The 23,127-nt window shown below is 71.4% G+C and carries 20 protein-coding genes; 7 read left to right on the forward strand and 13 right to left on the reverse strand.

Going from position 1 to position 23,127, the window contains the following annotated elements:
• Positions 1-23: 23 nt before the first annotated feature.
• The gene (locus tag ACLQ2X_RS15150; RefSeq protein ID WP_425681642.1) at positions 24-1,310 is read left to right on the forward strand and encodes an MFS transporter; all 1,287 of its coding nucleotides are present in this window, start codon (positions 24-26) and stop codon (positions 1,308-1,310) included.
• A 58-nt stretch (positions 1,311-1,368) separates the two neighbouring features.
• On the opposite strand, the gene ACLQ2X_RS15155 is transcribed toward ACLQ2X_RS15150, so the two are convergent.
• From ACLQ2X_RS15155 to ACLQ2X_RS15165, 3 genes are all read right to left on the reverse strand, one after another.
• The gene (locus ACLQ2X_RS15155; protein ID WP_425681643.1) at positions 1,369-3,111 is read right to left on the reverse strand and encodes a bifunctional metallophosphatase/5'-nucleotidase; all 1,743 of its coding nucleotides are present in this window, start codon (positions 3,109-3,111) and stop codon (positions 1,369-1,371) included.
• A gap of 402 nt (positions 3,112-3,513) precedes the next feature.
• Positions 3,514-4,056, reverse strand: a complete 543-nt coding sequence (locus tag ACLQ2X_RS15160) for a hypothetical protein (protein WP_425681644.1) — start codon at positions 4,054-4,056, stop codon at positions 3,514-3,516.
• A gap of 5 nt (positions 4,057-4,061) precedes the next feature.
• On the reverse strand, positions 4,062-4,841 hold the full coding sequence (locus ACLQ2X_RS15165; protein WP_425681645.1) for a phosphodiesterase: 780 nt from the start codon (positions 4,839-4,841) through the stop codon (positions 4,062-4,064).
• 176 nt (positions 4,842-5,017) lie between these two features.
• On the opposite strand from ACLQ2X_RS15165, the gene ACLQ2X_RS15170 reads away from it, so the two are divergent.
• Complete coding sequence (locus ACLQ2X_RS15170) at positions 5,018-6,463, forward strand: diguanylate cyclase (protein WP_425681646.1); 1,446 nt, start codon at positions 5,018-5,020, stop codon at positions 6,461-6,463.
• A 42-nt stretch (positions 6,464-6,505) separates the two neighbouring features.
• Here ACLQ2X_RS15170 and ACLQ2X_RS15175 read toward each other — a convergent pair whose 3' ends face one another.
• Both ACLQ2X_RS15175 and ACLQ2X_RS15180 read right to left on the reverse strand, forming a co-directional pair.
• Entirely contained in the window at positions 6,506-7,567 is a 1,062-nt protein-coding gene (locus ACLQ2X_RS15175; RefSeq protein WP_425681647.1) for an aspartate-semialdehyde dehydrogenase, read from the reverse strand.
• A gap of 6 nt (positions 7,568-7,573) precedes the next feature.
• The gene (locus ACLQ2X_RS15180; protein ID WP_425681648.1) at positions 7,574-8,839 is read right to left on the reverse strand and encodes an aspartate kinase; all 1,266 of its coding nucleotides are present in this window, start codon (positions 8,837-8,839) and stop codon (positions 7,574-7,576) included.
• Between the two features lie 242 nt (positions 8,840-9,081).
• Here ACLQ2X_RS15180 and ACLQ2X_RS15185 point away from each other — a divergent pair, with 242 nt between their 5' ends.
• The 3 genes from ACLQ2X_RS15185 (at position 9,082) to leuA (ending at position 13,220) form a co-directional block, all read left to right on the forward strand.
• Positions 9,082-9,846: a hypothetical protein gene (locus ACLQ2X_RS15185; protein ID WP_425681649.1), complete on the forward strand. Its 765-nt coding sequence runs from the start codon at positions 9,082-9,084 to the stop codon at positions 9,844-9,846.
• Between the two features lie 115 nt (positions 9,847-9,961).
• Positions 9,962-11,236 carry an MFS transporter gene (locus ACLQ2X_RS15190; protein ID WP_425681650.1) on the forward strand — a complete coding sequence of 425 codons (1,275 nt, stop codon included), beginning with the start codon at positions 9,962-9,964 and terminating at the stop codon, positions 11,234-11,236.
• Between the two features lie 238 nt (positions 11,237-11,474).
• Complete coding sequence (gene leuA / locus ACLQ2X_RS15195; RefSeq protein ID WP_425681651.1) at positions 11,475-13,220, forward strand: 2-isopropylmalate synthase; 1,746 nt, start codon at positions 11,475-11,477, stop codon at positions 13,218-13,220.
• A 112-nt stretch (positions 13,221-13,332) separates the two neighbouring features.
• Here leuA and ACLQ2X_RS15200 read toward each other — a convergent pair whose 3' ends face one another.
• Complete coding sequence (locus tag ACLQ2X_RS15200) at positions 13,333-14,772, reverse strand: MFS transporter (RefSeq protein WP_425681652.1); 1,440 nt, start codon at positions 14,770-14,772, stop codon at positions 13,333-13,335.
• Positions 14,773-14,880: 108 nt separating this feature from the next.
• On the opposite strand from ACLQ2X_RS15200, the gene ACLQ2X_RS15205 reads away from it, so the two are divergent.
• Together ACLQ2X_RS15205 and ACLQ2X_RS15210 are read left to right on the forward strand one after the other, a co-directional pair.
• Entirely contained in the window at positions 14,881-15,540 is a 660-nt protein-coding gene (locus ACLQ2X_RS15205; protein ID WP_425681653.1) for an HNH endonuclease family protein, read from the forward strand.
• The gene (locus tag ACLQ2X_RS15210; protein ID WP_425681698.1) at positions 15,438-15,863 is read left to right on the forward strand and encodes a hypothetical protein; all 426 of its coding nucleotides are present in this window, start codon (positions 15,438-15,440) and stop codon (positions 15,861-15,863) included. Before ACLQ2X_RS15205 ends, ACLQ2X_RS15210 begins: the two co-directional genes overlap by 103 nt.
• Positions 15,864-15,912: 49 nt before the next feature.
• Here the strand turns inward: ACLQ2X_RS15210 and ACLQ2X_RS15215 are convergent, their stop codons facing one another.
• The 7 genes from ACLQ2X_RS15215 to ACLQ2X_RS15245 all read right to left on the reverse strand — a co-directional run bounded on the left by ACLQ2X_RS15215 (position 15,913) and on the right by ACLQ2X_RS15245 (position 23,080).
• The gene (locus ACLQ2X_RS15215) at positions 15,913-17,016 is read right to left on the reverse strand and encodes an ABC transporter ATP-binding protein (RefSeq protein ID WP_425681654.1); all 1,104 of its coding nucleotides are present in this window, start codon (positions 17,014-17,016) and stop codon (positions 15,913-15,915) included.
• Positions 17,013-18,128 carry an ABC transporter ATP-binding protein gene (locus ACLQ2X_RS15220; protein ID WP_425681655.1) on the reverse strand — a complete coding sequence of 372 codons (1,116 nt, stop codon included), beginning with the start codon at positions 18,126-18,128 and terminating at the stop codon, positions 17,013-17,015. The genes ACLQ2X_RS15215 and ACLQ2X_RS15220 overlap by 4 nt, the downstream gene beginning before the upstream one ends.
• A gap of 8 nt (positions 18,129-18,136) precedes the next feature.
• Complete coding sequence (locus tag ACLQ2X_RS15225) at positions 18,137-19,105, reverse strand: ABC transporter permease (protein ID WP_425681656.1); 969 nt, start codon at positions 19,103-19,105, stop codon at positions 18,137-18,139.
• Positions 19,102-20,106 (reverse strand): ABC transporter permease, encoded by a 1,005-nt coding sequence (locus tag ACLQ2X_RS15230; protein WP_425681657.1) that lies wholly within the window; start codon positions 20,104-20,106, stop codon positions 19,102-19,104. Before ACLQ2X_RS15230 ends, ACLQ2X_RS15225 begins: the two co-directional genes overlap by 4 nt.
• 78 nt (positions 20,107-20,184) lie before the next feature.
• Positions 20,185-21,849 (reverse strand): ABC transporter substrate-binding protein, encoded by a 1,665-nt coding sequence (locus tag ACLQ2X_RS15235; protein WP_425681658.1) that lies wholly within the window; start codon positions 21,847-21,849, stop codon positions 20,185-20,187.
• A 320-nt stretch (positions 21,850-22,169) separates the two neighbouring features.
• A complete protein-coding gene (gene recR, locus ACLQ2X_RS15240) occupies positions 22,170-22,763 on the reverse strand; it encodes a recombination mediator RecR (RefSeq protein WP_425681659.1) in 594 nt (197 codons plus the stop codon).
• An 8-nt stretch (positions 22,764-22,771) separates the two neighbouring features.
• On the reverse strand, positions 22,772-23,080 hold the full coding sequence (locus ACLQ2X_RS15245; RefSeq protein ID WP_425681699.1) for a YbaB/EbfC family nucleoid-associated protein: 309 nt from the start codon (positions 23,078-23,080) through the stop codon (positions 22,772-22,774).
• Positions 23,081-23,127 lie beyond the last annotated feature (47 nt).

The following is a 23,127-nucleotide window of genomic DNA, read 5'->3' on the forward strand; positions in this document are numbered from 1 at the left end:
ACCCGCCGCAGAGAATCCAGCGCATGCTGCGCCGCGCCCTGCCCGCCCGTCCCGAAGCCCGCCGGCTCCTGATCGGCACGCTGTTCTCCGCGGTCGGTCGCGGTCTCACCCTGCCGTTCCTGTTCATCTACCTGACCGACGTGCGCGGCCTGACCGACACCCGGGCGGGGCTGGTGATCGGCTGGTTCGGCGCGGTCACGCTGGTCCTCTCGCCGCTGGCCGGCACGCTCATCGACCGGTTCGGCGCGCGCCGGGTGGTGGTGCCCTCCCTGGTGGTCGAGGCGATCGGGACCGGTTCGCTGGCACTGGTCGACTCGACCGCCTCGGCGTTCGCGGTGATGACGCTGGTCGGGGTGGGCAGTTCGGCGATCTGGGCCGGGCAGAACACCATCCTGGCCTCGCTGACCGGCGACGGCGAGCGGCAGCGGGTCTTCGGGTTGAACTTCGCGCTGCTCAATCTGGGCATCGGCACGGGTGGCCTGATCTCCGGGGCGGTGGTGGACGTGGCCCGCCCGACCACCTTCCAGGCGGTCTATCTGCTGGACGCGGTGAGTTACCTGATTCCCGCCCTGATCCTGCTCACCCTGCCGCACGTGGGCCACCGGCCGGCCGTGCTGTCGGTCGGGACGGCCGATGTGGAACGCCGGGCCGGTGGCTATCTGACGGTGCTGCGGGATCGGCCGTTCCGTCGTCTCGTCATCTTCGGCCTGGTGCTCACCACCTGCGGTTACGCGCAGATCGAGGTGGGCTTCGCCGCGTACTCGGTGCGGGTGGTGGAGGTGACGCCCCGGGTGGTGGCCTGGGCGCTGGCCGCGAACACCGTGATGATCGTGCTGTCGCAACTGCTGGTGATCCGGCGGTTGGAGGGGCGCAGCCGTACCGGGGCGCTGGCGGTGGTCGGCGCGGTGTTCGCGTGTGCCTGGCTGGTGCTCGGCGCGGCCGGTGTGGTGGGTGGCGGGAGCGCGCTGCTCGCGGCGCTCGGCGTGGTGGCCTGTTCGGCGATCTTCGGGTTCGGCGAGACGATGCTGTCGCCGGTCATGCCGGCCCTGACCAACGCGTTGGCCACCGACGAGCTGCGCGGTCGTTACAACGCGATGAGTTCGATGATCTTCGGGATCAGCGGGGTGGTCGGCCCGGTGACCGCCGGGCCGCTGATCGGCGCGGCGAACGGCCGGGTGTGGGTGGCGGTCGTGGTGGGCGGCTGCCTGGCCGCCTCGGTGCTCGCGTTGACACTGCGCCCGCTGCTCACCGCCACCCAGGACGGTCGCCTGGCACCGACCCCGGAGCCCCAGCCCGCTCCGGTGGTCTGACCGGAACGAACGGGCCCCGGAGCGTCGCTCCGGGGCCCGTCGACGATGCGGTCGCCCGTCAGGAGGCGGGGACCTCCGTGGTGGTCCTGATCCGGTCCAGCGCCGGCGCGGACACCGGCGAGTTCGCGGCCAGGTACGCGGTGAAGGCGTCCAGGTCGATCTGGCCGGTCACCGGGTTGGTGCCGCCGGTGAGGACGCTGAAGCCGTCACCGCCGCCGGCGAGGAAGTTGTTCACCGTGACGCGGTAGGTCGCGGTGTCCGTCACCGGGGTGCCGTTGATGGTGAGGCTGCCCCGGACCACCCGGGTGCCGGCGCACGGCGTGCCGGCGGGTGCGGTGGTGCCGTTGACGTCGACGACGTAGTTCACCGTGGAGGACGCGTAGAGCACCCGCGCCACGGTGAACTGCTGCTCCAGCATGCAGTAGAGCTGCGCGCCGGTCAGGTCCAGCGTCACCAGGTTGTTGGCGAACGGCTGCACGGTGAACGCCTCGGCGTAGGTGACCGGGCCGGCGTCGAGGTCGGCGCGGACACCACCGGGGTTCATGAACGCGGCCACCGCGTTCTGCTCGGTGTCGGTGGCCGCGAGTTGGGCGTCGGCGATCAGGTTGCCCAGCGGCGACTCACCGGCCTGGTAGGTCGGGTTGCCGTTGGCGTCGACCCCGGTCTGGTACAGGTTCTCCTGCGTCTTGGTGATCGCGCTGGTGGTCTGGCCGACCACCCGGTCGGCCACCGGGCCGAGCGCGGTCTTGTAGCGGTTGATCAGCTCGGTCGAGGCCGGGTCCTTGGCGACGTCCCGGGTGACCACGACGTTGTTCGCGGACGCGCTGACCACATCCTTGGTACGCGGGTCGATTTTCAGGTTGATGTCGGTGACCAGTCGGCCGAACGAGCTGGCGCTGGTGACCAGCTTGCCGTTGACGTTGCAGTTGTACGCGGCGTGGGTGTGCCCACTGACGATCACGTCGATCGCCGGGTCCATCCGGTTGGCGATGTCGACGATCGGGCCGCTGAACCCGGTGCAGTCGTTGATGCCGCCGCCGTTCTGCACGCCACCCTCGTGCAGCAGCACGACGATGCTCTTGACGCCGAGCAGGCGCAGGGCCTTGGCGTACTTGTTGGCGGTGTCCGCCTCGTCGGCGAAGCGCAGCCCGGCGACGCCCTGCTGGCTGACGATGTTCGGGGTGCCTTCCAGGGTCATGCCGATGAAGCCGATCGGCACACCCTTGACGATCTTGATGCCGAACGGCTGCGTCAGCGGCAGGCCGGTGGAGGTCTTGAACGCGTTCGCCGAGAGGTACCTGAACTTCGCGCCCTCGAACGGGGTGCCGTCGGCGCAGCCGTCCACCGGGTGGCAGCCGCCGCGCTGCATCCGCAGCAGCTCGGCCGCACCCTCGTCGAACTCGTGGTTGCCGACGCTGGAGAACTCCAGCCCGGCGAGGTTCATCTGCTCGATGGTGGGCTCGTCGTGGAACGCGGCGGAGAGCAGCGGCGAGGCACCGATCAGGTCGCCGGCGGCGACGGTGACCGTGCCCTTGCCCTGCTGCTGGGCCTTCGCGCGCATCGCCTTGAGGTGGCTGGCCAGGTATTCCGCGCCACCTGCCGGCTGGCCCTCGATGGTGCCGCTGGACCCGGTGGGCGGTTCCAGGTTGCCGTGGAAGTCGTTGATCGCGAGCAGTTGGACGTCGACCGGCGTCGGGCTGGCCTCGGCCCGGTCGGGTGTGACGGCGACCGTGGTGAACGCGGTCGCGGCGAGTGCGGCCAGGCCGATGGCGGCCCGGCGTCGCATCCCGGTGACGGACATGGAACTCCTCGTGAGATGACGGCGTGTGGTGTCCGGGCCATGGTTCACCCGGTGATCCTGATCCGTGCCGTGACAGGGGTCGATCCCGGCGGGCGGCACTCGGGGAACGTCGCCCGACCCGGGGTAGCTTCTCATCCAGCGGCCCTCGGGGCGACCGGAGCCGCCTGCGGGATCGTCTATGTGTCGGGCGGCGGGCGTCAACCCGCCCGATGAGTCCGACATGACCGGCAGGTGAATTCCCGCACGCTTCACGCCGTCGGCGGTACCAGCGCGAAAGGGTGCCGGCTCCCAGGGACCAGGGAACCGGCACCGCCGCTCTCATGTCACGCGCAATTCGTTGCGCTGGCAACCGTCCTCGCCGGAATTACCCCCTGCCGGCCAGCATCGCGAACCGAACGGACGTTAATGTCCGACGGCCCGGCAACACCTGCCGACTGTCCGATTTCGACTGTGCCGCCGGAGGGCTGGTCCGCCGGTCCGGTGTGGCCGGCGCCGACGAGTGCCCGCAGCGCCGCCCCGGTCCACCGCCCGGCGACCCCCGGCCGACCCGCCAGGTAGGTGACGGTCCGCGCCGCGTCCCGGCCCGAGCGTCGCCCGGCCGGTCCGCACCGCCGCGAGGATCCCGGCCAGGTCGGCACCGGGTGGGCGGTACATCTCCTGGGCGGCGATGTCGGCGAACTGCTCCACGGTCACCAGGTAGCCGCGCGCCGCCGCCCGACCGGGCAGCGTCGGGTCGTAGAACGCCATGCCGCCGGTCCAGGCCCGCGACTCGCCCGCGAAGTAGACCCCGCCGGGGATCAGCGCCGGGACCGTCCGGCGCGGCGGTCGGCAATCCCGACAACCGGGGTACGCGCGCAGTCCGCCCGGCGGCCGTCCGCCCCGCAGGTACCAGTCGAGCCGGGCGGCGTGCAGGTTCGACCCGTACGCGACGTACCAGAGCAGCATCGGGGTCAGAACCAGCAAATCCGCCCGGCGGCGTGGCTGACCTGGACGGTGTGCGTGACACAGCCGCCGTCGACGATCCGGTGCAGCAGGAACGCGGTCGGTTCGGCGACCAGGCCGATCTCCTCCTCGTCGGTCATGGTCAGGCTCGCCTGGATCCAGGTGCTCGGCGCGGTGGTCAGCACCGTGCCGGCGAACGCGCTGGTCACCGGACGGTGCAGGTGACCGGCGGCGACGCGTACCACATGGGGGTGCCGGCCGAGCACGGCGGCGAGGGCGTCGGCGTCGGCCAGCCCGACCGCGTCGCTGCCCGGGATGCCCACGGCGACCGGCGGGTGGTGCAGGCACACGACGGCGGGCGCCTCCGGCCGGCCGGCGAGCACCCCGTCGAGCCAGGCGAGCTGCTCGTCGCCGAGCCGCCCGCCGACGTCGCCGGGGGTGAGGGAGTCGAGCACCACGAGCGTGGCGTCCGGAAGGTCGACGTGGTAGTGCGCCGAGAACCCTCCGGCGAGGTAGGGGGTGCCGCCGAACGTGTCGAGCAGCGACTCACGGTCGTCGTGGTTGCCGATGGCCAGGTGGACCGGCAGCGGGAACGCGCCGACGATCTCCCGCAGGGCGAGGTATTCGTCCGGTCGGCCGTTGGCGGTGAGGTCACCGGTGATCACCACGCACTCGGGCCGGGGGCGCACGGCCAGCGCCGTACCGAGCGCGCGGTGCAGCCCGGACGCCGGCTCGGCGGCGAGCGGTCCGGTGGTCACGTGCGGGTCGCTGAGCTGGGCGATGAGCATCGCGGCCTCCTCGGGTGCCCGGGCCCTCACGCTATCGCCGGGAGCCCTCGCCGCGCAGGCCCGATCCTGTCCACAGGCCGCGTCCACAACCTGTGGATAGCACATGTGTACGAGGGTCGCCGGGCCCTGCGCTGAGTACTCTTGATCGCGAAACCACCTCTCCCACCAGGAACAACGTGGATCACGAGCGAGTCCTCCGCGATGTCACGGTGCGCCTTCCCACGGCGTCCACCGTCGCCGAAGCATGCCAGTGGACCGTCGCCGCGCTGGCCCGGCACACCCCGGCCACCGCCACCGTCCTGCTGCGGGTCCACGACCGGCTGCGATGCGTCGCCGCCACCGGCGCCTGGCAGGTCTTCTCCCACGTGCCGGCGACCGTCGCCGGCCCGGCCCGCCCCGAACCGTCGGTGGTGCGGCGGGTGTACGCCTCCGGCCAGGCCGCCGCCGTCCCCGACGTCAGCGCCGACCCCGACTACCTGCCGGTACGCCCGGACGTCACAGTCGAGATCTGCGTGCCGGTACGCGACCCGGACGGCCGGCCGATCGGCGTGCTCGACCTCCAGTGGAGTGAACCGGTGACGCTCGCGCCGTGGCAGGACACCGCGGAACGGCTGGCCGACCGGCTCGGGGCACGGATCGCCGCGCTCGGCGGGCCACCTGCCGAGAGCCGCAGCGAGAAGCTGCTCCGGCACGCCGCCGCGTTCACCGCCGCCCCCACGGGCTGGGACCTGATGGTCGCCGCGCTGTCCGCCGCCCGGGACGTGTCCGGGCTGTCCGCCGCCGTGCTGGTGCTCACCGGCCGGCGCCGGCCCCGACTCGGCGCGCCCACCGACACCCCTGGCGAGTTGGAGGCGCGCATCCGGGACGAGCTGACCGCCGCCGGGCCGGCCGCGCTGGAGCGGATGATCGACCGGGCGCACCGGTACGGCTCGGCGTACACGCTGGGTGAGGCGGGGCACCCGCCCACCGGGGAGTACCTGCCGTTGACCCGGGCCGGCGCGCACACGCTGGTGGCGGTGCCGGTCGGCGCACCGTCGAGTGGGGGCGTCCTGCTGGTCGCCGACGAGCGGCTGCTGCGCCCCGACCCGACCACGGTCAACCTGATCGAGTTGCTCGCCGGGCAGGCGTGGACCTGCCTGGACCGGCTGCGTACGCTCGCCCGGCTGCGCGAGCAGGCCAGCTCCGACCCGCTCACCGGGCTGCGGCACACCGGTCCGTTCGGGCAGCGCATCGCCACCGCCACACCGGGGCGTACCGCCCTGCTGGCGATCGACGTGGACGGGTTCAAGGACGTCAACGACACGTACGGCCACCAGGCCGGGGACCGGCTGCTCGTGGGGCTGGCCCGGGCGCTGGAGGGGGCGCTGCGCCACGGCGACGAGTTGTACCGCACCGGCGGGGACGAGTTCGTGGCCGTGATCGAGGTGAGTCGCCCGGAGGAGGCGGTACGGATCGCCGAGCGGCTCACGGCGGCGGCCCGCCAGACCGGCCGGACGATAAGCGTCGGCATCGCCCTGCCCCGCCCCGGCGAGAGCCCTGAGCGCACCCTGCACCGCGCCGACCAGGCTCTCTACCGGGTGAAACGCCACGGCCGGGACGGCGTCCACCTCTCCGCCGCCTGACCCCGACCCGGGCGGCAGGTGCACGATCGCGTGCCGGGGTGGTCAGGGGCGGGACAGTTCCTTGGCCAGGAGTTCGGCGATCTGGGCGGTGTTGAGGGCGGCGCCCTTGCGGAGGTTGTCGCCGGTGACGAAGAGGTCGAGCGCGCGGGGGTCGTCCACCGAACGGCGGATCCGGCCCACCCAGGACGGGTCGGTGCCGACCACGTCGATGGGCATCGGGAACTCCCCGGCCGCCGGGTCATCGACCAGGATCACACCGGGCGCGTTGCGCAGCACCTCACGGGCGCTCTCGGCGTCGACCTCGGTGGCGAAGACCGCGTGCACGGCGACCGAGTGGCCGGTCACCACCGGCACCCGTACGCAGGTGGCGGAGACCTTGAGGTCGCGCAGGCCGAGGATCTTGCGGGACTCGTTGCGCAACTTGAGTTCCTCGGAGGACCAGCCGTCGTCGGCCAGCGAACCCGTCCAGGGCACCACGTTGAGCGCCACCGGCGCGGGGAACGGGCCCAGCTCGTCGCCGACCGCCTGGCGGACGTCCCCGGCGCGCGAGCCGAGCACCCGATCCCCGGCGATCTTGGCGAGTTGCAGGTGCAGGGCGTCCACCCCGGCCCGCCCGGCGCCGGAGACCGCCTGGTACGACGCGAGCACCAGTTCACGCAGGCCGTACTCGCGGTGCAGCGGAGCGACCGCCATGATCATCGCCAGCGTGGTGCAGTTGGCGTTGGCGATGATCCCCCTGGGGCGCCGGCGCACCTGCTCGGGGTTGATCTCGGGGACCACGAGCGGCACGTCCGGGTCCATCCGGAACGCGCCGGAGTTGTCCACCACCACCGCGCCCCGGGCCACGGCGATCGGCGCCCACTCGGCCGAGACGTCGTCCGGCACGTCGAACATCGCCACGTCGACACCGTCGAAGGCATCGGCGGTGAGGGCCTGGACGGTCAGCTCCTCGCCACGGCAGGACACCTGCCGGCCGGCCGAGCGCTCGGAGGCGAGCAGGCGGATCTCACCCCACACGTTGCGGCGGGAGGAGAGGATCTGGCACATCACGGTGCCGACGGCACCTGTCGCCCCGACCACGGCGAGGGTGGGCAACGACGCCATCCGCCGCTACCGCCCGGTCCCGGCGTAGACGACGGCTTCGGTGTCACCACCCAGCTCGAAGGCGTCGTGGATGGCCCGGACCGCCTTGTCGAGGTCGGTGTCCCGGCAGACCACGGAAACCCGGATCTCCGAGGTGGAGATCATTTCGATGTTCACCCCGGCCGCCCCGAGTGCGGCGAAGAAGCCGGCGGCCACGCCCGGGTGCGAGCGCATCCCGGCACCGATCAGCGAGACCTTGCCGACGTGGTCGTCGTAGAGCAGACCCTTGAACTTGACCGCCTCCTGGATCTTGCTGAGCGCGGTCATCGCGGTCGGGCCGTCGGCCTTGGGCAGCGTGAACGAGATGTCGGTGCGCCCGGTGCCCTCGGTGGACACGTTCTGCACGATCATGTCGATGTTGATCTCGGCGCCCGCCACGGTGTCGAAGATGCTCGCGGCGGCGCCCGGCTCGTCGGGCACCCCGACGATCGTGATCTTCGCTTCGCTGCGGTCGTGGGCGACCCCGGTGATCAGTGCCTGTTCCACGGGAAGGTCCTCCATCGATCCGGTGACCATCGTGCCGGTGTTGGTCGAGTATGACGAACGGACGTGGATCGGCAAGCCCGCGCGCCGGGCGTACTCGACGCTGCGCAGGTGCAGCACTTTCGCGCCGCAGGCCGCCAGCTCCAACATCTCCTCGTAAGTGATCAGTGTGATGTGCCGGGCGTTCGGCACGATCCGCGGATCGGCGGTGAAGATGCCGTCCACGTCGGTGTAGATCTCGCAGACGTCCGCCCGCAACGCGGCGGCCAACGCCACCGCGGTGGTGTCCGAGCCGCCCCGGCCGAGCGTGGTGACGTCCTTGGTGTCCTGAGACACGCCCTGGAAGCCGGCGACGATGACCACCGCGCCCTCGTCCAGCGCGCCCTTGAGCCGCCCCGGGGTCACGTCGATGATCCGGGCCCGGCCGTGCACCGACGTGGTGATCACGCCCGCCTGGGAACCGGTGAACGAGCGGGCCTCGTAGCCCAGGTTGTGGATGGCCATGGCGAGCAACGCCATGGAGATCCGCTCCCCCGCGGTGAGCAGCATGTCCAGCTCGCGGCCGGGCGGCAGCGGGCTGACCTGGTTGGCCAGGTCGAGCAGCTCGTCGGTGGTGTCGCCCATGGCGGAGACCACCACGACCACGTCGTCACCGGCCTTGCGCGCCGCGACGATACGCTCGGCCACCCGCTTGATCCGCTCGGCGTTCGCGACGGAGGACCCGCCGTACTTCTGCACCACGAGTGCCACGACGGCGCACTCCCTCCCAGCGACGACCCTGAGCGTGCCGACGCCGCCGGGTTTCTCGGTCCGGCGGCGCGCGTGTCAGACCCCCTCAGCCTATCGGTCGGGCCACGGCCTCGGGTCGGGTGATCCCACCATCCGGCCCCGGCGTGGGCCGGCTCACCCGGGCCCGCCGACCACGCGACACGCCAAGCGGTACACCCGCACGGTGGGCTGCCCCGGCCGCCGACACGGCGCAGAATGGCCGGGTGCACGCTCATCGACGCGCGGCCCGCCGACTGACCGGCGCGCTCGCCCTCACCCTGCCGGCGCTGCTGGCCGCCTGCGTCAACGACCACCCGGAGCCCGCGCCCACCGGCACCGCCGACCCGGTGCCGGTGCAGGTCGACGCCGCCCGGGACGAGCTGGCCGGGCTGGCCGCCGCGGCGCAGGACCGCCACCTCACCGCCACGTACACCTTCGCGCCGGCCGACGGCGCCCCGCGCACCGTCACGGTGACGAGCGCGAACGACGGCAGCTGGCGGGTCGACGTGCCCGGCTGGGCGCACCGCGGCACGGTGGACGTCTCCCTCGCCGGCACCTCCGACGGGCTGTTCCAGTGCGCGCTGCCCTCGGCCGGCTGGGCGCGGGCGGCCGCCTGCGTACGCCTCGGCGACCCCGACGACGCGGTGCCCCGCCGGCTCGATCCCCGGGTGCAGCACCCGTTCACCGACTGGCTGGAGGTGCTCACCGACCGACGCGCGCCGCTCGCGGTCGCACCGGCCACGCCGCTGCGTGGGGTCACCGGCAGGTGCTACGCGGTCGACTCCACCTCGGCCTCGCTGAACGCGCCGCTGGACGTGGGCATCTACTGCTTCCGGGAGGACGGCACGCCGGCCGGGGTGCGGGCCGCATTCGGCACCCTGACGCTCGCCGGCGAGCCGGGCGCGGCGCCGGCCACGGTCGAGCTGGCCGGCGCGGTGACCGAGGGCGAGCCGGTGGGACAGGACACCCCGAGCCCGGAAACGTCGTAGGCCGCGCACACGACCCGGGGGTCGCCGCCCCGCAGACGCGCACCCCCGGACGGCGGATTCGGCTCAGACTAAATGGCTCGACCGGCGCGTGGGGGGCACGCTTTGCTCACCGGTCATGGGGGCCAGAGAACACATCCGCACCGCCGTCCGAGACGTGGTACCGCCGGCCGGGCTGACCCGCGCCCTGGCCGTGCAGGCCATGGTGTACGCCGTGGGCAACGGCCTGTTCCAGGCGGGCAGCGCGGTCTTCTTCACCCGGGCGCTGGGACTCAACCCGGCCCAGGTGGGGCTCGGCCTGTCCCTGGCCGCCGGGGCGTCCCTGCTCGGCACCGTGCCGTTGGGCGGGCTGACCGACCGGTACGGCCCGCAGCCGGTGTGGATCGTCGGCATGCTGCTCGATGCCCTGCTGTTCGCGGCGTACCCGTTCGTCGGCGGCTTCGCCGGTTTCCTCGCGGTGGTGCTCGCGCTGGCCGGGGTGAACGCCGCGACCAGAACCGCCCGCCAGGTCTACTCGATCAACGTGTTGCGCCCGGAGGAACGGGTGACGGCGCTCGCCTACCAACGGTCCTCGCTGAACGTCGGCTTCGGGCTGGGCGCGATGATCAGCGGCCTGGTGCTCGCGGTCGACACGATCTGGGCGTACCACGTGATGGTCTGGTTCATCGCCGTGGTCTACCTGGTGACCGCCGTCTTCGTCGGCCGGCTGCCGCGACTGCCGCGGGTGGCCCGGCCGACCGAACCGATGAGCCGGCTGGCAGTGCTGCGGGACCGGCCCTTCATGAGCGTCGCGCTGCTGTCCGGGCTGCTCACCGCGCACCAGACGCTCTACCTGACCGTGTTGCCGCTGTGGATCCTCACCCACACCGACGCGCCGAAAACGATCATCGCCGCGCTGGTGCTGCTCAACACCGTACTGATCGTGTTGTTCCAGGTTCGGGCCAGCCGGGGCGCGGACACGGCGCCGGGCGCGGCGCGGGCGTCCCGCCGGGGGGCGCTGCTGATCGCCCTGTTCTGCGTGGCCCTGCCGATCTCCGCCGCGACCCGAGGGCTGCTCACGGTGATCGTGCTGGTGACCGCCGCGACCCTGCTCATCCTGGCGGAGCTGATCGAGTCGGCGGGCGCCTGGGGGCTCACCGCCACGCTGCCACCCGCCGCCCAGCGGGGCGCGTACGTCGGCGCGTTCGGGCTCGGCTCGCAGCTGCAGTACCTGATCGCCCCGGCGGCGCTGACCGCCCTCGGCGTGAGCACCGGCGGTTGGGGCTGGTACCCGGCGGCGGCCGTCTTCGCCCTGGTCGGGCTGGCGATCGTGCCGGTGGTGGCCCGGGCGGAGCGCACGCCCCGGCTGGGCGTCGCGCCGGAGTCCGTCGACGTGGTGACGCCGATCCCATAGTCCGGACCATCCTTCCCACCACCCGTCCCACCACGTAGGGTGACCCTGTCATGTGGCGCGCGTACCTTCTCCTTGGCCGCCGCGACGAGGCCTGACCGGCCGGCACCTCGTCGCGGGGTGGAAACGCGCCGTCCAGCACATCCGATCTTTCTCCTCGGCACCGCCGCGCACCGTCGCCCGGCAGCGCGCCGACACCGTCCGATCTGCTGACGCCACATGTTCCAGGGAGCACTCCGAGATGGCTCAACCTGTCACCGAGACCGATCCGTTCGCCCGCCAGCGCCCCAGCCGGATGCCGGTCCACCGCTACGTGCCGTACGACGGGCAGTTCCGCGTCGACCTGCCCGCCCGCGCCTGGCCGACCCGCCGCGTCGAGGCCGCGCCCCGCTGGTGCGCCGTCGACCTCCGCGACGGCAACCAGGCGCTGATCGACCCGATGTCGCCGGAGCGTAAGCGCCGGATGTTCCAGCTCCTGGTACAGATGGGCTACAAGGAAATCGAGGTCGGATTCCCGTCCGCCAGCCAGACCGACTACGACTTCGTCCGGCAGCTGATCGAGCAGGACCTGATCCCCTCCGACGTCACCATCCAGGTGCTCACCCAGTGTCGGGAGCACCTGATCGAGCGGACCTTCGAGTCCCTGCGCGGCGCACACCGGGCCATCGTGCACTTCTACAACTCGACCTCGACGCTGCAACGGCGGGTCGTCTTCGGCCTGGACCGCGACGGCATCACCGACATCGCCACCCAGGGCGCGCGACTGTGCCAGAAGTACGCGGAGATCCACACCCCGGACACCGACATCCACTACGAGTACTCGCCGGAGTCCTACACCGGCACCGAGCTGGAGTACGCGCTGGAGGTCTGCTCGGCGGTCATCGACGTGATCGACCCGACGCCGGACCGGAAGCTGATCATCAACCTGCCGGCGACGGTCGAGATGGCGATGCCGAACGTCTACGCCGACTCGATCGAGTGGATGCACCGGCGGCTGCCCCGGCGGGACAGCCTGGTGCTGAGCCTGCACCCGCACAACGACCGGGGAACCGGCGTGGCCGCCGCCGAACTGGGCCTGCTGGCCGGCGCCGACCGGATCGAGGGCTGCCTGTTCGGCAACGGCGAGCGCACCGGCAACGTCGACCTGGTCACGCTGGGGCTGAACCTGTTCTCCCAGGGCATTGACCCGATGATCGACTTCTCGAACATCGACGAGGTGAAGCGCGCGGTCGAGTACTGCAACCAACTCCCGGTGCACGAACGCCACCCGTACGCCGGTGACCTGGTCTACACCGCGTTCTCCGGCTCCCACCAGGACGCGATCAACAAGGGTTTCGCCGCGCTGCACCTCGACGCCGAGGCCGCCGGGGTGCCGGTCGACGACTTCACCTGGGCCGTGCCCTACCTGCCGATCGACCCGAAGGACCTGGGCCGCACCTACGAGGCGGTCATCCGGGTCAACTCGCAGTCCGGCAAGGGCGGCGTCGCGTACATCATGAAGACCGAGCACCAGCTCGACCTGCCGCGCCGCCTCCAGATCGAGTTCTCCGGCGTGGTGCAGCAGGTCACCGACCACGACGGCGGCGAGGTCGAGCCGGGTGCCATGTGGGAGATCTTCGCCCGCAACTACCTGGTCGGCCACCAGGTCGACCCGGCGGTCACGCTGACCGGCTACACCATCGGCACCGTCGACGGGAAGGTCGAGATCGACACCCGGATCGACTTCGCCGGCGAACCCCGGTCGCTCACCGCGGTCGGCAACGGCCCGATCGACGCGTACGTCAACGCGCTGCAGTCCCTGGGCGTGGCGGTACGGGTGCTCGACTACCACGAGCACGCGCTGTCCTCAGGTGAGGACGCGCAGGCCGCCGCGTATGTGGAGTGCGAGGTGGACGGCCGGACGGTGTGGGGCGTCGGGGTGGACGCCAACATCGTGACCGCCTCGATCAAGGCGGTCACGAGCGCGGTCAACCGCACCCGCACCTGAGGTGCAAGGAAGGGCCCCCTCTTAACGCATTCTGCATAGGAGGGGGCCCTTCTTAACATCCGCGCCCGAATGGCCCGACTGTTAACAAGGGTCCCTTCCTCTACCGGAGGCGTTAAGAGGGGGCCCTTCCTTCCCCCCGGGGGCGGTGGATGAGCACGGTGGCGAGGGCGGCGCCGACCAGCAGCAGGCCGGCGCACCACGCCAATGCCCCCCGGTACGCGTCGGCCAGCGCACCCTGCTGCTCGTACCCGGTGCCGGAGAGCCCGACCAGCAGCGGCAGCGCGGCCACCGCGAGCAGCCCACCGGCCCGGGAGGCGGCGTTGTTGAAGCCGCTCGCCACCCCGGCGAACCGGTCCGACACCGCGCCGAGCACCGACGTGGTCAGTGGCGCGACGACGAGCGTGAGCCCGATGCCGAACAACGCCACGCCCGGCAGCACGTCCACCCAGTACGACGCGCCCGGCCCGACCCGGCGCAGCAGCAGCAGGCCGCCGGCGGCGACGACCGGGCCGACGGCCAGCGGCAGCCGGGGGCCGATCCGGGCGGCGAGCGCGCCGGCGCGCGGCGAGCCGACAAGCAGGAGGAGCGTCATCGGCACGGTGGACAGACCGGTGAGCAGCGCCGACCAGCCGACCACGTTCTGCAGGTAGACGGCGAGGAAGAAGGTGAACCCGCCGAGCGCCGCGTACACCACCACGGTGAAGACGTTCAGCACGGAGAACAGTCGGCTGCCGAACAGGCCGGTGGGCAGCATCGCGGTGTCGCCGCGCCGCCGCTCGACAAGCACGAACACCACCACGGCCACCACCCCGAGCACCGCCGCGGCCAACACCGCCGGTGAGCCGTCGCCACGCGCCGGGGCGTCGATGAGCGCGTACGTGACACCGCCGAGCGCCAGCGCGCCGAGCAGCGCGCCGGCCATATCGAACCGCCGGCCCTCACCGGTACGCGAGACGCTCTCGTCCCGGCTCTCCGGCACCCAGCGCAGCGCGGCGAGCACCACCGCGACGGCGAACGGCAGATTCACGAAGAAGATCCACCGCCAGGACAGCGCGTCGATCAGCCAGCCGCCGAGCAGCGGCCCGAGCGTGGTCGCCACCCCGGACAGCCCGGACCAGGTGCCGATCGCCCGGCCCCGGTCGTCGGGGTGGAAGCTGGCCTGGAGCACGGCGAGCGAGCCGGGGGTGAGCAGCGCCCCACCCGCCCCCTGGAGGAACCGGGCGGCGACGAGCCAGCCGGTGCCCTGGGCCAGCCCGCAGAGCATCGACGCCGCCGCGAACCAGACCACACCGAGCAGGAAGACCCGCCGCCTGCCGAACCGGTCGCCGAGCGCGCCGCCGAGCAGCACGAACGCGGCCAGCATGAGCAGGTAGCCGTTCACCGTCCACTGTAGTCCGGCGACGGTGGCGTCGAGTTCAGCGCCGAGGCGGGGCAGCGCCACGTTGACCACGGTGCTGTCCAGGAACACCATGCCGGAGGCGAGGACCGCGGCGAGCAGCGTGCCGCGCCCGGCGGCGGTCCCGGTGCGCAGTGGGGAGGCGGGTGTGCTCACGGTTCACCACTCTGCCCGTACCTCGTGCCTGACGGCACGAATCGCGAAAAGCGCCGCCGGGTACTGTGCGGACTCGCCCGGAGCCCGCAAGCTGGAGAGGTGTCGTCTGTGCGTACGAGATCAGGAGTCCGAGCCGGGCTGGCCGCCGCGCTGACCGCGGTGCTCGCCCTCGGCGCGGCCGGATGTGACGGCTCAGTCACCGAGCCGGAGGCGCCGCCGAGCGCGTCGGGGAACGTCAACCAGCAGCTCGGCCAGTTGACCGTGGCGGCAGCCGGGTCGATGAAGGGCTACAGCCGGTCGCGTTTCCCGCACTGGCGGGGAACCGGAAAGAACTGCGACGTACGCGACAGCGTGTTGCAGAAGGACGGGGAGGGCATCAAGCTCTCCGGCTGCAACGTGGTCGGCGGGCGGTGGGAGAGCGTCTACGACGGGGTGACGCTCACCGACCCGTCGGACGTGGACATCGACCACACCGTGCCGTTGGCCGCCGCGTGGCGTACCGGTGCGGCCGAGTGGGACGACTCGAAGCGCGGTGACTTCGCCAACGACCTGACCCGGCCGCAGTTGATCGCGGTTTCCGCGCGCTCCAACCGGGCAAAGGGTGACCAGGACCCGTCGCAGTGGAAGCCGGCGAACCGGTCGTACTGGTGTCAGTACGCGGCGGACTGGGTGGCGGTCAAGCACCACTGGCGGCTGACGGTGACAAGTGCCGAGAAGGCCGCCCTCACGGACATGCTGGAGGGTTGCACATGGGCGAGCAAGCCGTGACCGGGGCGGGCGACACGCCCGCGCCGCAGACCACCCCGGGCGGCCCGACCCCGGCCGGCGCGACGCCTGACGGGCCGGTGGCCCGCAGCACGGATGTCACCGCCGGGCCGGGCGGGGTGATGACCGACGAGGTGGGCGTGGTGACCGGCGAACTGACCCTGCGCACCGAGCACACCGGCGGCACGGTGACCCTGCGGGTGCAGTACAAGGACGCCGACGAGTGGTACGCGGTCACCGGCGGCTCCGCCCCACTGGCCGATCCGGCCGCGGTGGACGCCGTGCACACGATCGCGGTGGGCCTGCTCAACCGCCCCGAGGGGTGAGGCTTTCGGCGGGTCCCCGCCCGGGTGGGCGGGGACCCGCCGATGTCGGTCAGACGTACGAGCCGGGTTCGCTGGGGGCGGAGACCACGGCCGGTTCCTCGCCTTCGCCCTCCGGGCGGGTGACCGTCGCGACGACCTCGTGCGGGCGAAGCTCCCCGGCGGCGATCGGCTCGGCCCAGTGGCAGGCCACCCGGCTGGCGCCGATCACGCGCAGTTCCGGTCGCTCGTCCGCGCAGCGGGTCGGCTGGGCCCACGGGCACCGGGTGTGGAAGCGGCATCCGGACGGCGGGTTGGCCGGCGACGGCAGGTCCCCGGCGAGCAGGATCCGCTCACGTCGGTCCTCCACGTCCGGGTCCGGGACCGGCACCGCCGACATCAGCGCCCGGGTGTACGGGTGCAGCGGCTCGGTGTAGAGCCGGTCGCTCGGCGCCTCCTCGACCAGCGCACCCAGGTACATCACGCCGACCATGTCGGAGATGTGCCGCACCACCGCCAGGTCGTGCGCGATGACCAGATAGGTCAGGCCGAGGCTTTCCTGGAGTTCGTCGAGCAGGTTGACCACCTGCGCCTGGATCGACACGTCGAGCGCGGAGACCGGCTCGTCGGCGACGATCAGCTCCGGGCCGAGGACCAGCGCGCGGGCGATGCCGATGCGTTGCCGCTGCCCGCCGGAGAACTCGTGCGGGTACCGCGACAGCGCCCACTTCGGCAGTCCCACCGCGTCGAGGGTCTCGCCGATGATCCGGCGGCGCTCGCCGCGGTCGCCGCCGATGCCGTGCGCCTGCAACCCCTCGGTGAGGATCGACTCGACGTTCTGCCGAGGGTCCAGGCTCGACATCGGATCCTGGAAGATCATCTGCATCCGGCGGCGCATGGACCGCAGCTTCCCGGCGGGCAACGCGACCAGGTCGACGCCGTCGAACCGCACCTCACCGCTCGTCGGCGGGGTGAGCTGGAGCAGCGCCCGGCCGAGCGTGGACTTGCCGCAGCCCGATTCGCCCACCAGCCCGTACGTCTTGCCGCGCGGGATGGCCAGGTCCACCCCGTCGACCGCCTTGACGTGCCCGACGGTCCGGTCGAAGAACACGCCCCGCCGGATCGGGAAGTGCACCTTCAGGTCGCGGACCTCGACGAGGATGTCGTTGTCGCTCACAGGGTCTCCTCCTCGCGGGGAGCCGGCCCGAATCCCGGCACGGCGGGCGGGTCGGCGGGCTCGGCCTGCGCCGGGACCGCGTCCGGCGCGGTCGTCGTGGGCGTCGTCGCCCGCACGTCGGCCTGCGCGGACAGGCCCGGCACCGGTACCGGGTTGACGCAGCGGTAGCTGCGCCCGTCGTGGGCGAGCACCAACTCCGGCGGCTCCCCCACGCACTCGTCGACGCGCCGGGCGCATCGCGGGGCGAACGCGCAACCGTCCGGCCAGGCCAGCACGTCGCGCACCGACCCGGGGATGGGGTTGAGGCGCTCGCCGCGGCCGACGTCCAGGCGGGGCACCGAACCGAGCAGACCCTCGGTGTACGGGTGCCGCGGCTGGCGGAACAGCGGACGGCGGGTGGCCGTCTCCACCACCCGGCCGGCGTAGAGCACGTTGACGGTGTCGCACAAGCCGGCCACCACACCGAGGTCGTGCGTGATCATCACCAGTGCGGTGCCGGAGTCGCGGACCAGGTCCTTGAGCAGTTCCAGGATCTGCGCCTGGATGGTGACGTCCAGCGCGGTGGTCGGCTCGTCGGCGATCAGCAACCGCGGCTGGCAGGCGACCGCCATGGCGATCAGCGCCCGCTGCCGCATGCCGCCGGAGAGCTGGTGCGGATACTCCTTGAGCCGCCGCCGCGGGTCCGGGATGCCGACCCGGTCGAGCAGCGCGGCGGCCTCCTTGGTGGCGGCCGCACCCTTCATCCCCCGGTGCCGGGTGAGCACCTCGGTCACCTGCAGGCCGATCGGGATGACCGGGTTCAGGGAGGACAGCGGATCCTGGAAGATCATCGCGATCTCCCGGCCGCGAATGTCGCGGCGAGACCGGCCGTCGAGCTGCAGCAGGTCGGTGCCGTCGAAGACCGCCTTGCCGCCGACCCGCAGGCCGGGCTGCTTGGGCAGCAGACCCATGATGGCCAGCGAGGTGACGCTCTTGCCGCAGCCGGACTCGCCGACCAGGCCGACCACCTCACCCGCGTCCACCGAGAAGGACACCCCGTCCACCGCGTGCACGGTGCGCTGCCCACGCCGAGCGAACGTGACCGAGAGGTCGTTGACATCGAGCAGTGCCATTACTGGACCTACTTCCGCAACTTCGGGTCGAGGGCCTCGCGCATGGCCTCGCCGAGCAGGGTGAAGCCGAGCGCGGTGATGATGATGCCGAGCGCCGGATAGATCGCCAGACCCGGCCGGATGCCCAGGTAGGGCTGCGCGTCGGCGAGCATCACACCCCACTCGGGGGTGGCCGAGTCGGGGTTGCCCAGGCCGAGGAAGGACAGCGCGGCCGCCTCGATGATGGCCGTGGCCAGCGTCAGCGTGGCCTGCACGATGACCGGGGCCAGCGAGTTCGGCAGCACGTGGGTCATCGCGATCTTCGACTTGCGCACGCCCAGCGAGGTGGCCGCGAGCACGTAGTCGCTGTTCGCCTGGGAGATCATCGACCCGCGCAGCAGGCGGGCGAAGATCGGCACGGAGACCACGCCGACCGCGATCATCACGGTGGTCAGGCTGGCGCCGAGCAGCGCGGCGATGCTCACCGCGAGGAGCAGGCTCGGCATGGCCAGCAGCATGTCGACGAAACGCATCAGGACGGTGTCGATCCAGCGGCCCCAACGCCCACCGAGGCCGGCCGCGGCACCGGCGACGCCGCCGATCAGCGCGCCGAGCGCGAGGCCGAGCAGGGTGGAGACCACGCCGACGAGCAGCGTCTGCCGGGCCCCGACGATCAGTCGGCTGAACTCGTCGCGGCCCTGGTGGTCGAAGCCCAGCCAGTGGTCGCCGGACACCCCCGGGATGATGCCCTGGCCGGACTTGACCAGCCCTTCCCGGATTCCGACGGTGTCCGTCGGGCTGTACGGGACGAAGAACGGGCCGACGACGGCGACCAGGACGAAGATCGCCAGGATGACCGTGCCGATGATGGCCGCCGGGTTGCGCCGGAGCCGGCGGAACGCCTCCTTCCAGAGGCTCACCCCCTGCTCGTCCTGGGGGGCGGCCAGTTCGGCGAGCCGGTCCAGCTTCTCGCGCTTCTTGCCTCCGGTGATGGTCATCGCACCCTCACCCTCGGGTCGATCACGCTGTAGGAGAGGTCGACCAGGAGATTCACCAGCACGTACACCACCGCAATGATCATGATGAAGCCCATCAGCACCGGGTAGTCGCGTTGGCTGATCGATTCCGCGACGAACGCGCCGATGCCGCTGAACGCGAACACGGTCTCGGTGAGCACCGCGCCGGAGAGCAGGAGACCGGTCTGCAGACCGATCGAGGTGGCCACCGGCAGCATGGCGTTGCGCAGCACGTGCCGGCGGCGGACGGTCCGTTCGGTCAGGCCCTTGGCCTCGGCGGTCCGCACGAAGTCCTCGTTGAGCACCTCGAGCACGCTGGCCCGGGTGATCCGGACGATGATCGCCAACGGGATGCTGGCCAACGCGATGCCCGGCAGCACGAGGTGCCAGAGCGCGTCGGCGGCGGCGTCCCACTCGCGGGTCATGATCCCGTCGATGACGAAGAAGTTGGTGACCCGGGTCGCCCCGATGGTCGGGTCCTGCCGACCGCTGGACGGGAACCAGCCCAGGTTCTCGGCGAAGATCGCCTTGAGCACGTACGCCAGGAAGAAGACCGGGATGCAGATGCCGATCAGGGACCCGCCGACCGAGGCGTGGTCGAGGAACCGGCCCCGTCGGCGGGCGGCCAGGTAGCCCAGCGGAATGCCGAGGCCGACCGCGAGCAGCATGGCCACGACGGTCAGTTCGACGGTGCCGGGGAAGCGTTCCAGGAACTCGGTGGTGACGGCCCGCTTCGTGCCGGTCGAGGTGCCCAGGTCGAGCCGGCCCATCCGCTTCAGGAAGCGGGCGTACTGGACCATGATCGGCTCGTCGAGGCCGAGGTTGCGCCGGATCGCCGCGCGCGTCTCGGGGGTGCCCCGCTCACCGAGGATCGCTGTCTCGGGCCCGCCGGGAAGCCGGTGCAGCCAGATGAACAGCAGGACGGAGAGCCCGAACAGCGTGGGTATCAGCTGTAGCAGGCGTCTGACGATGAACCGGAACACGGGCGCCTCGGTGGGGGTGCGGAGGGGTGCGGGCGGGCGCTGTGGTCACAGCGCCCGCCCGCGTACGGTGCCTTCAGATCACTTGAACTCTGCGGTCGCGTATCGCTCGTCGGTGAGCGGGCTCGCCTTGATCCCGGTCACGTCCTTGCCGAACACGATCGCCGGCGGGGAGTGCGAGATCGGCACACCCGGCAGGAAGTCCATGATCGACTTGTTGAGGGCCTTGTACTTCTCCACCCGGGCCGCCTGGTCGGCGGTGGTGTCGGCGTCCTTGAACTGGTCGAAGAGCTGGGTGTTGGAGAAGCCCCACTCGTCCTTCGGCCGGTCGAAGAAGGTGCCGATGAAGTTGTACGCGTCGCCGTAGTCACCGGTCCAGCCGAGGAAGTGCAGGTCGTGCTTGCTGCCGGAGGTGGTCGCGTTCAGGTAGTCCGGGCTCCACTTGAGCGGGATGGCCTGGACCTTGATGCCGACCGCCTTGAGGTCCGCGGACAGCAGCTCGAAGATGTCCTTCGGGTTCGGCATGTACGGCCGGGTGACCTCGGTCGGGTAGTGGAACTTCAGCGTCAGGTTCGACGCGCCCGCCTCGGCCAGCAGGGCCTTGGCCTTGGCCGGGTCGTAGTCGTACTTGGTGGCCTCGCCGTTCCAGCCCTCGACGGTGTCCGGCATGAAGTTCATCGCGACCTTGGCGCCCGGGGGCAGCTTCGAGTCGACCAGGGCCTGCCGGTTCAGCGCGTAGGCGATGGCCTGCCGGACCTTGAGGTCGGCCAGCTTCGGGTTCCCCTTCTGGTTGATCGCCAGGTAGAGGACGTTGAAGGCGGGCCGGGTGAGGACGTTGAAGCCGTCCTTCTTCAGCGTCTCCACGTCCGCCGGACCGACCAGGTCGTAGCCCTGGATGTCACCCGAGCTGAGCGCCTGCTTGCGGGCGTTCTCGTCGGAGATGGTCTTGAAGATGATGGTCTTCAGCTTGGCCTTGTCGCCGTAGTAGTCGTCGTTGCGCTCGATGGTGAGCGACTTGTTCGCGACGTCCCACGCCTTGAACTTGAACGGGCCGGTGCCGGTCGGGTGCTCCATCGCGTACGCCGGGTACTTGATGTCCTCGGCGGTGCCCGTCACGTTGCTGGCGTCGTACTGCTGGAGCGCCTTGGGGCTGTGGATGGAGAACGAGGGCAGCATCAGCGCGGCCGGGATCTTGCTGGAGACGCGGGTGAAGGCCAGGTCGACGGTGGCCGCGTCCTTGGCGGTGCACGACTTGAACAGGCTCTGCGGCAGCTCCGCGTCCTCGTTCTTGGCGAACCCGCCCATGACGTCCTGCCAGTACGCGGTCACGTCCGGGCTCTGCATGAGGCCCTTGGCGTTGTACCAGCGGTCGAAGTTGGCGCAGACCGCCTCGGCGTTGAACTCGCTGCCGTCGTGGAACTTCACTCCGGTGCGGAGCTTGAAGGTCCAGGTGGTACCGGCCGCGTCGGGAGTCCAGGACTCGGCGAGGCCCGGCGTCACCTTGGTGCCACCCTCCTCGGGGCGGACCAGGGTCTCGAAGACCTGGCGGGCCACGCGCAGCGACTCACCGTCGCTGGCGAAGCTGGGGTCGAGCACCTTCGGGTCTCCGGCGACGCCGAAGACGAGGGTGTCCTTCTTGTTGCTATCTCCGGAGCCACTCTCACGGTCGCTCTCGGCGCAGCCTGCAACCGCGAGGGCCGCGACCGCGATGGCCGCGAGTGCGGCCTTCGGCCTGGGTGCACGCATGGTGCTTCACCTCGTCCTTGGGGGTACGGACAACGTGGTGACAGGGTCACCGATGTGCGGTGACCTTAGCCTCCGGGCGGACGGCACCGAAACCGGCGGGGTGCGGGTTGGTATCGGATCGTGTCTTTTCCGCAATGAGACATTCGATTCGAAGGGAAAGCCTTCGCTTCGCCGAATTTTCGTCGGCCTGAGGGCCTAATTTGTTACGTCGATCCGGTCCCGGACGGACGTTCCTGTCAGATCGATTGCCACCTCGGTCCACTTTCGGAAACACCTCCGGCGGGCACCCCGCAGGGCGCCCGCCGGAGATGATCGAACAGTCAGACGGCCCGACGGCCCTCGAAGGCCCGACCCAACGTGATCTCGTCGGCGTACTCCAGGTCGCCGCCGACCGGCAGTCCGCTGGCCAGCCGGGTCACCGCGATCCCCATCGGCTTGACCATGAGCGCCAGGTACGTCGCGGTGGCCTCACCCTCGGTGTTCGGGTCGGTGGCGAGGATCAGCTCCCGGATCGCACCGCTGCCGAGACGGGTCATCAGTTCCCGGATCCGTAGGTTGTCCGGACCGATGCCCTCCAGCGGGTTGATCGCGCCGCCGAGCACGTGGTAGCGCCCGCGGAACTCGCCGGTCCGCTCGACCGCCACCACGTCCTTGGGCTCCTCCACCACACAGAGGACCTCGTCGGTACGCCGTGGGTCGCGGCAGATCCGGCACTGCTCCGACTCCGCCACGTTGTAACAGGTCGTGCAGAACCGGACCAGGTCCTTGACCTTGCGCAGCGCGCCGGCCAGCCGGTTGACGTCGGCCGGATCAGCCGACAGGACGTGGAACGCGATCCGCTGGGCGCTCTTCGGGCCCACACCCGGCAGCCGGCCCAGCTCGTCGATCAGATCCTGGATGGCACCCTCGTACATCTGCCGGCTCAGAACCCGGGCAGGCCGAGGCCGCCCATGCCGCCCGCGACCGGGCCCATCTTCTTCTCGGTCAGCTCCCGGGCCGCCTCGGCGGCGTTGCGCACGGCCGCGACGACGAGATCCTCAAGCGTCTCCACGTCCTCCGGGTCGACCGCCTTCGGGTCGATCCTGATCGCCTTCAGCTCACCGGTGCCGGCGACGGTGGCGGTGACCAGGCCGCCGCCCGCGGTGCCGGTCAACTCCGCCTCGGCCAGCTCGGCCTGGGCACTGGCGATCTGCTGCTGCATCTTCTGCGCCTGCTTCAGCATCTGCTGCATGTTCGGCTGTCCACCTGGGCGCACGGACCGCTCCTTCGTCCACTCGT

Origin of the sequence: Micromonospora sp. DT31, from assembly GCF_049841795.1 — a bacterium.
Classification (GTDB): Bacteria; Actinomycetota; Actinomycetes; order Mycobacteriales; family Micromonosporaceae; genus Micromonospora.

Bases quoted from the DNA above. Each gene is read 5' to 3' on its own strand.
- ACLQ2X_RS15150 (WP_425681642.1), top strand. From the start codon at position 24: ATGCTGCGCCGCGCCCTGCCCGCCCGTCCCGAAGCCCGCCGGCTCCTG.
- ACLQ2X_RS15155 (WP_425681643.1), bottom strand. From the start codon at position 3,111: ATGTCCGTCACCGGGATGCGACGCCGGGCCGCCATCGGCCTGGCCGCA.
- ACLQ2X_RS15160 (WP_425681644.1), bottom strand. From the start codon at position 4,056: ATGCTGCTCTGGTACGTCGCGTACGGGTCGAACCTGCACGCCGCCCGG.
- ACLQ2X_RS15165 (WP_425681645.1), bottom strand. From the start codon at position 4,841: ATGCTCATCGCCCAGCTCAGCGACCCGCACGTGACCACCGGACCGCTC.
- ACLQ2X_RS15175 (WP_425681647.1), bottom strand. From the start codon at position 7,567: ATGGCGTCGTTGCCCACCCTCGCCGTGGTCGGGGCGACAGGTGCCGTC.
- ACLQ2X_RS15190 (WP_425681650.1), top strand. From the start codon at position 9,962: ATGGGGGCCAGAGAACACATCCGCACCGCCGTCCGAGACGTGGTACCG.
- leuA (WP_425681651.1), top strand. From the start codon at position 11,475: ATGGCTCAACCTGTCACCGAGACCGATCCGTTCGCCCGCCAGCGCCCC.
- ACLQ2X_RS15220 (WP_425681655.1), bottom strand. From the start codon at position 18,128: ATGGCACTGCTCGATGTCAACGACCTCTCGGTCACGTTCGCTCGGCGT.
- ACLQ2X_RS15225 (WP_425681656.1), bottom strand. From the start codon at position 19,105: ATGACCATCACCGGAGGCAAGAAGCGCGAGAAGCTGGACCGGCTCGCC.
- ACLQ2X_RS15235 (WP_425681658.1), bottom strand. From the start codon at position 21,849: ATGCGTGCACCCAGGCCGAAGGCCGCACTCGCGGCCATCGCGGTCGCG.
- recR (WP_425681659.1), bottom strand. From the start codon at position 22,763: ATGTACGAGGGTGCCATCCAGGATCTGATCGACGAGCTGGGCCGGCTG.
- ACLQ2X_RS15245 (WP_425681699.1), bottom strand. From the start codon at position 23,080: ATGCAGCAGATGCTGAAGCAGGCGCAGAAGATGCAGCAGCAGATCGCC.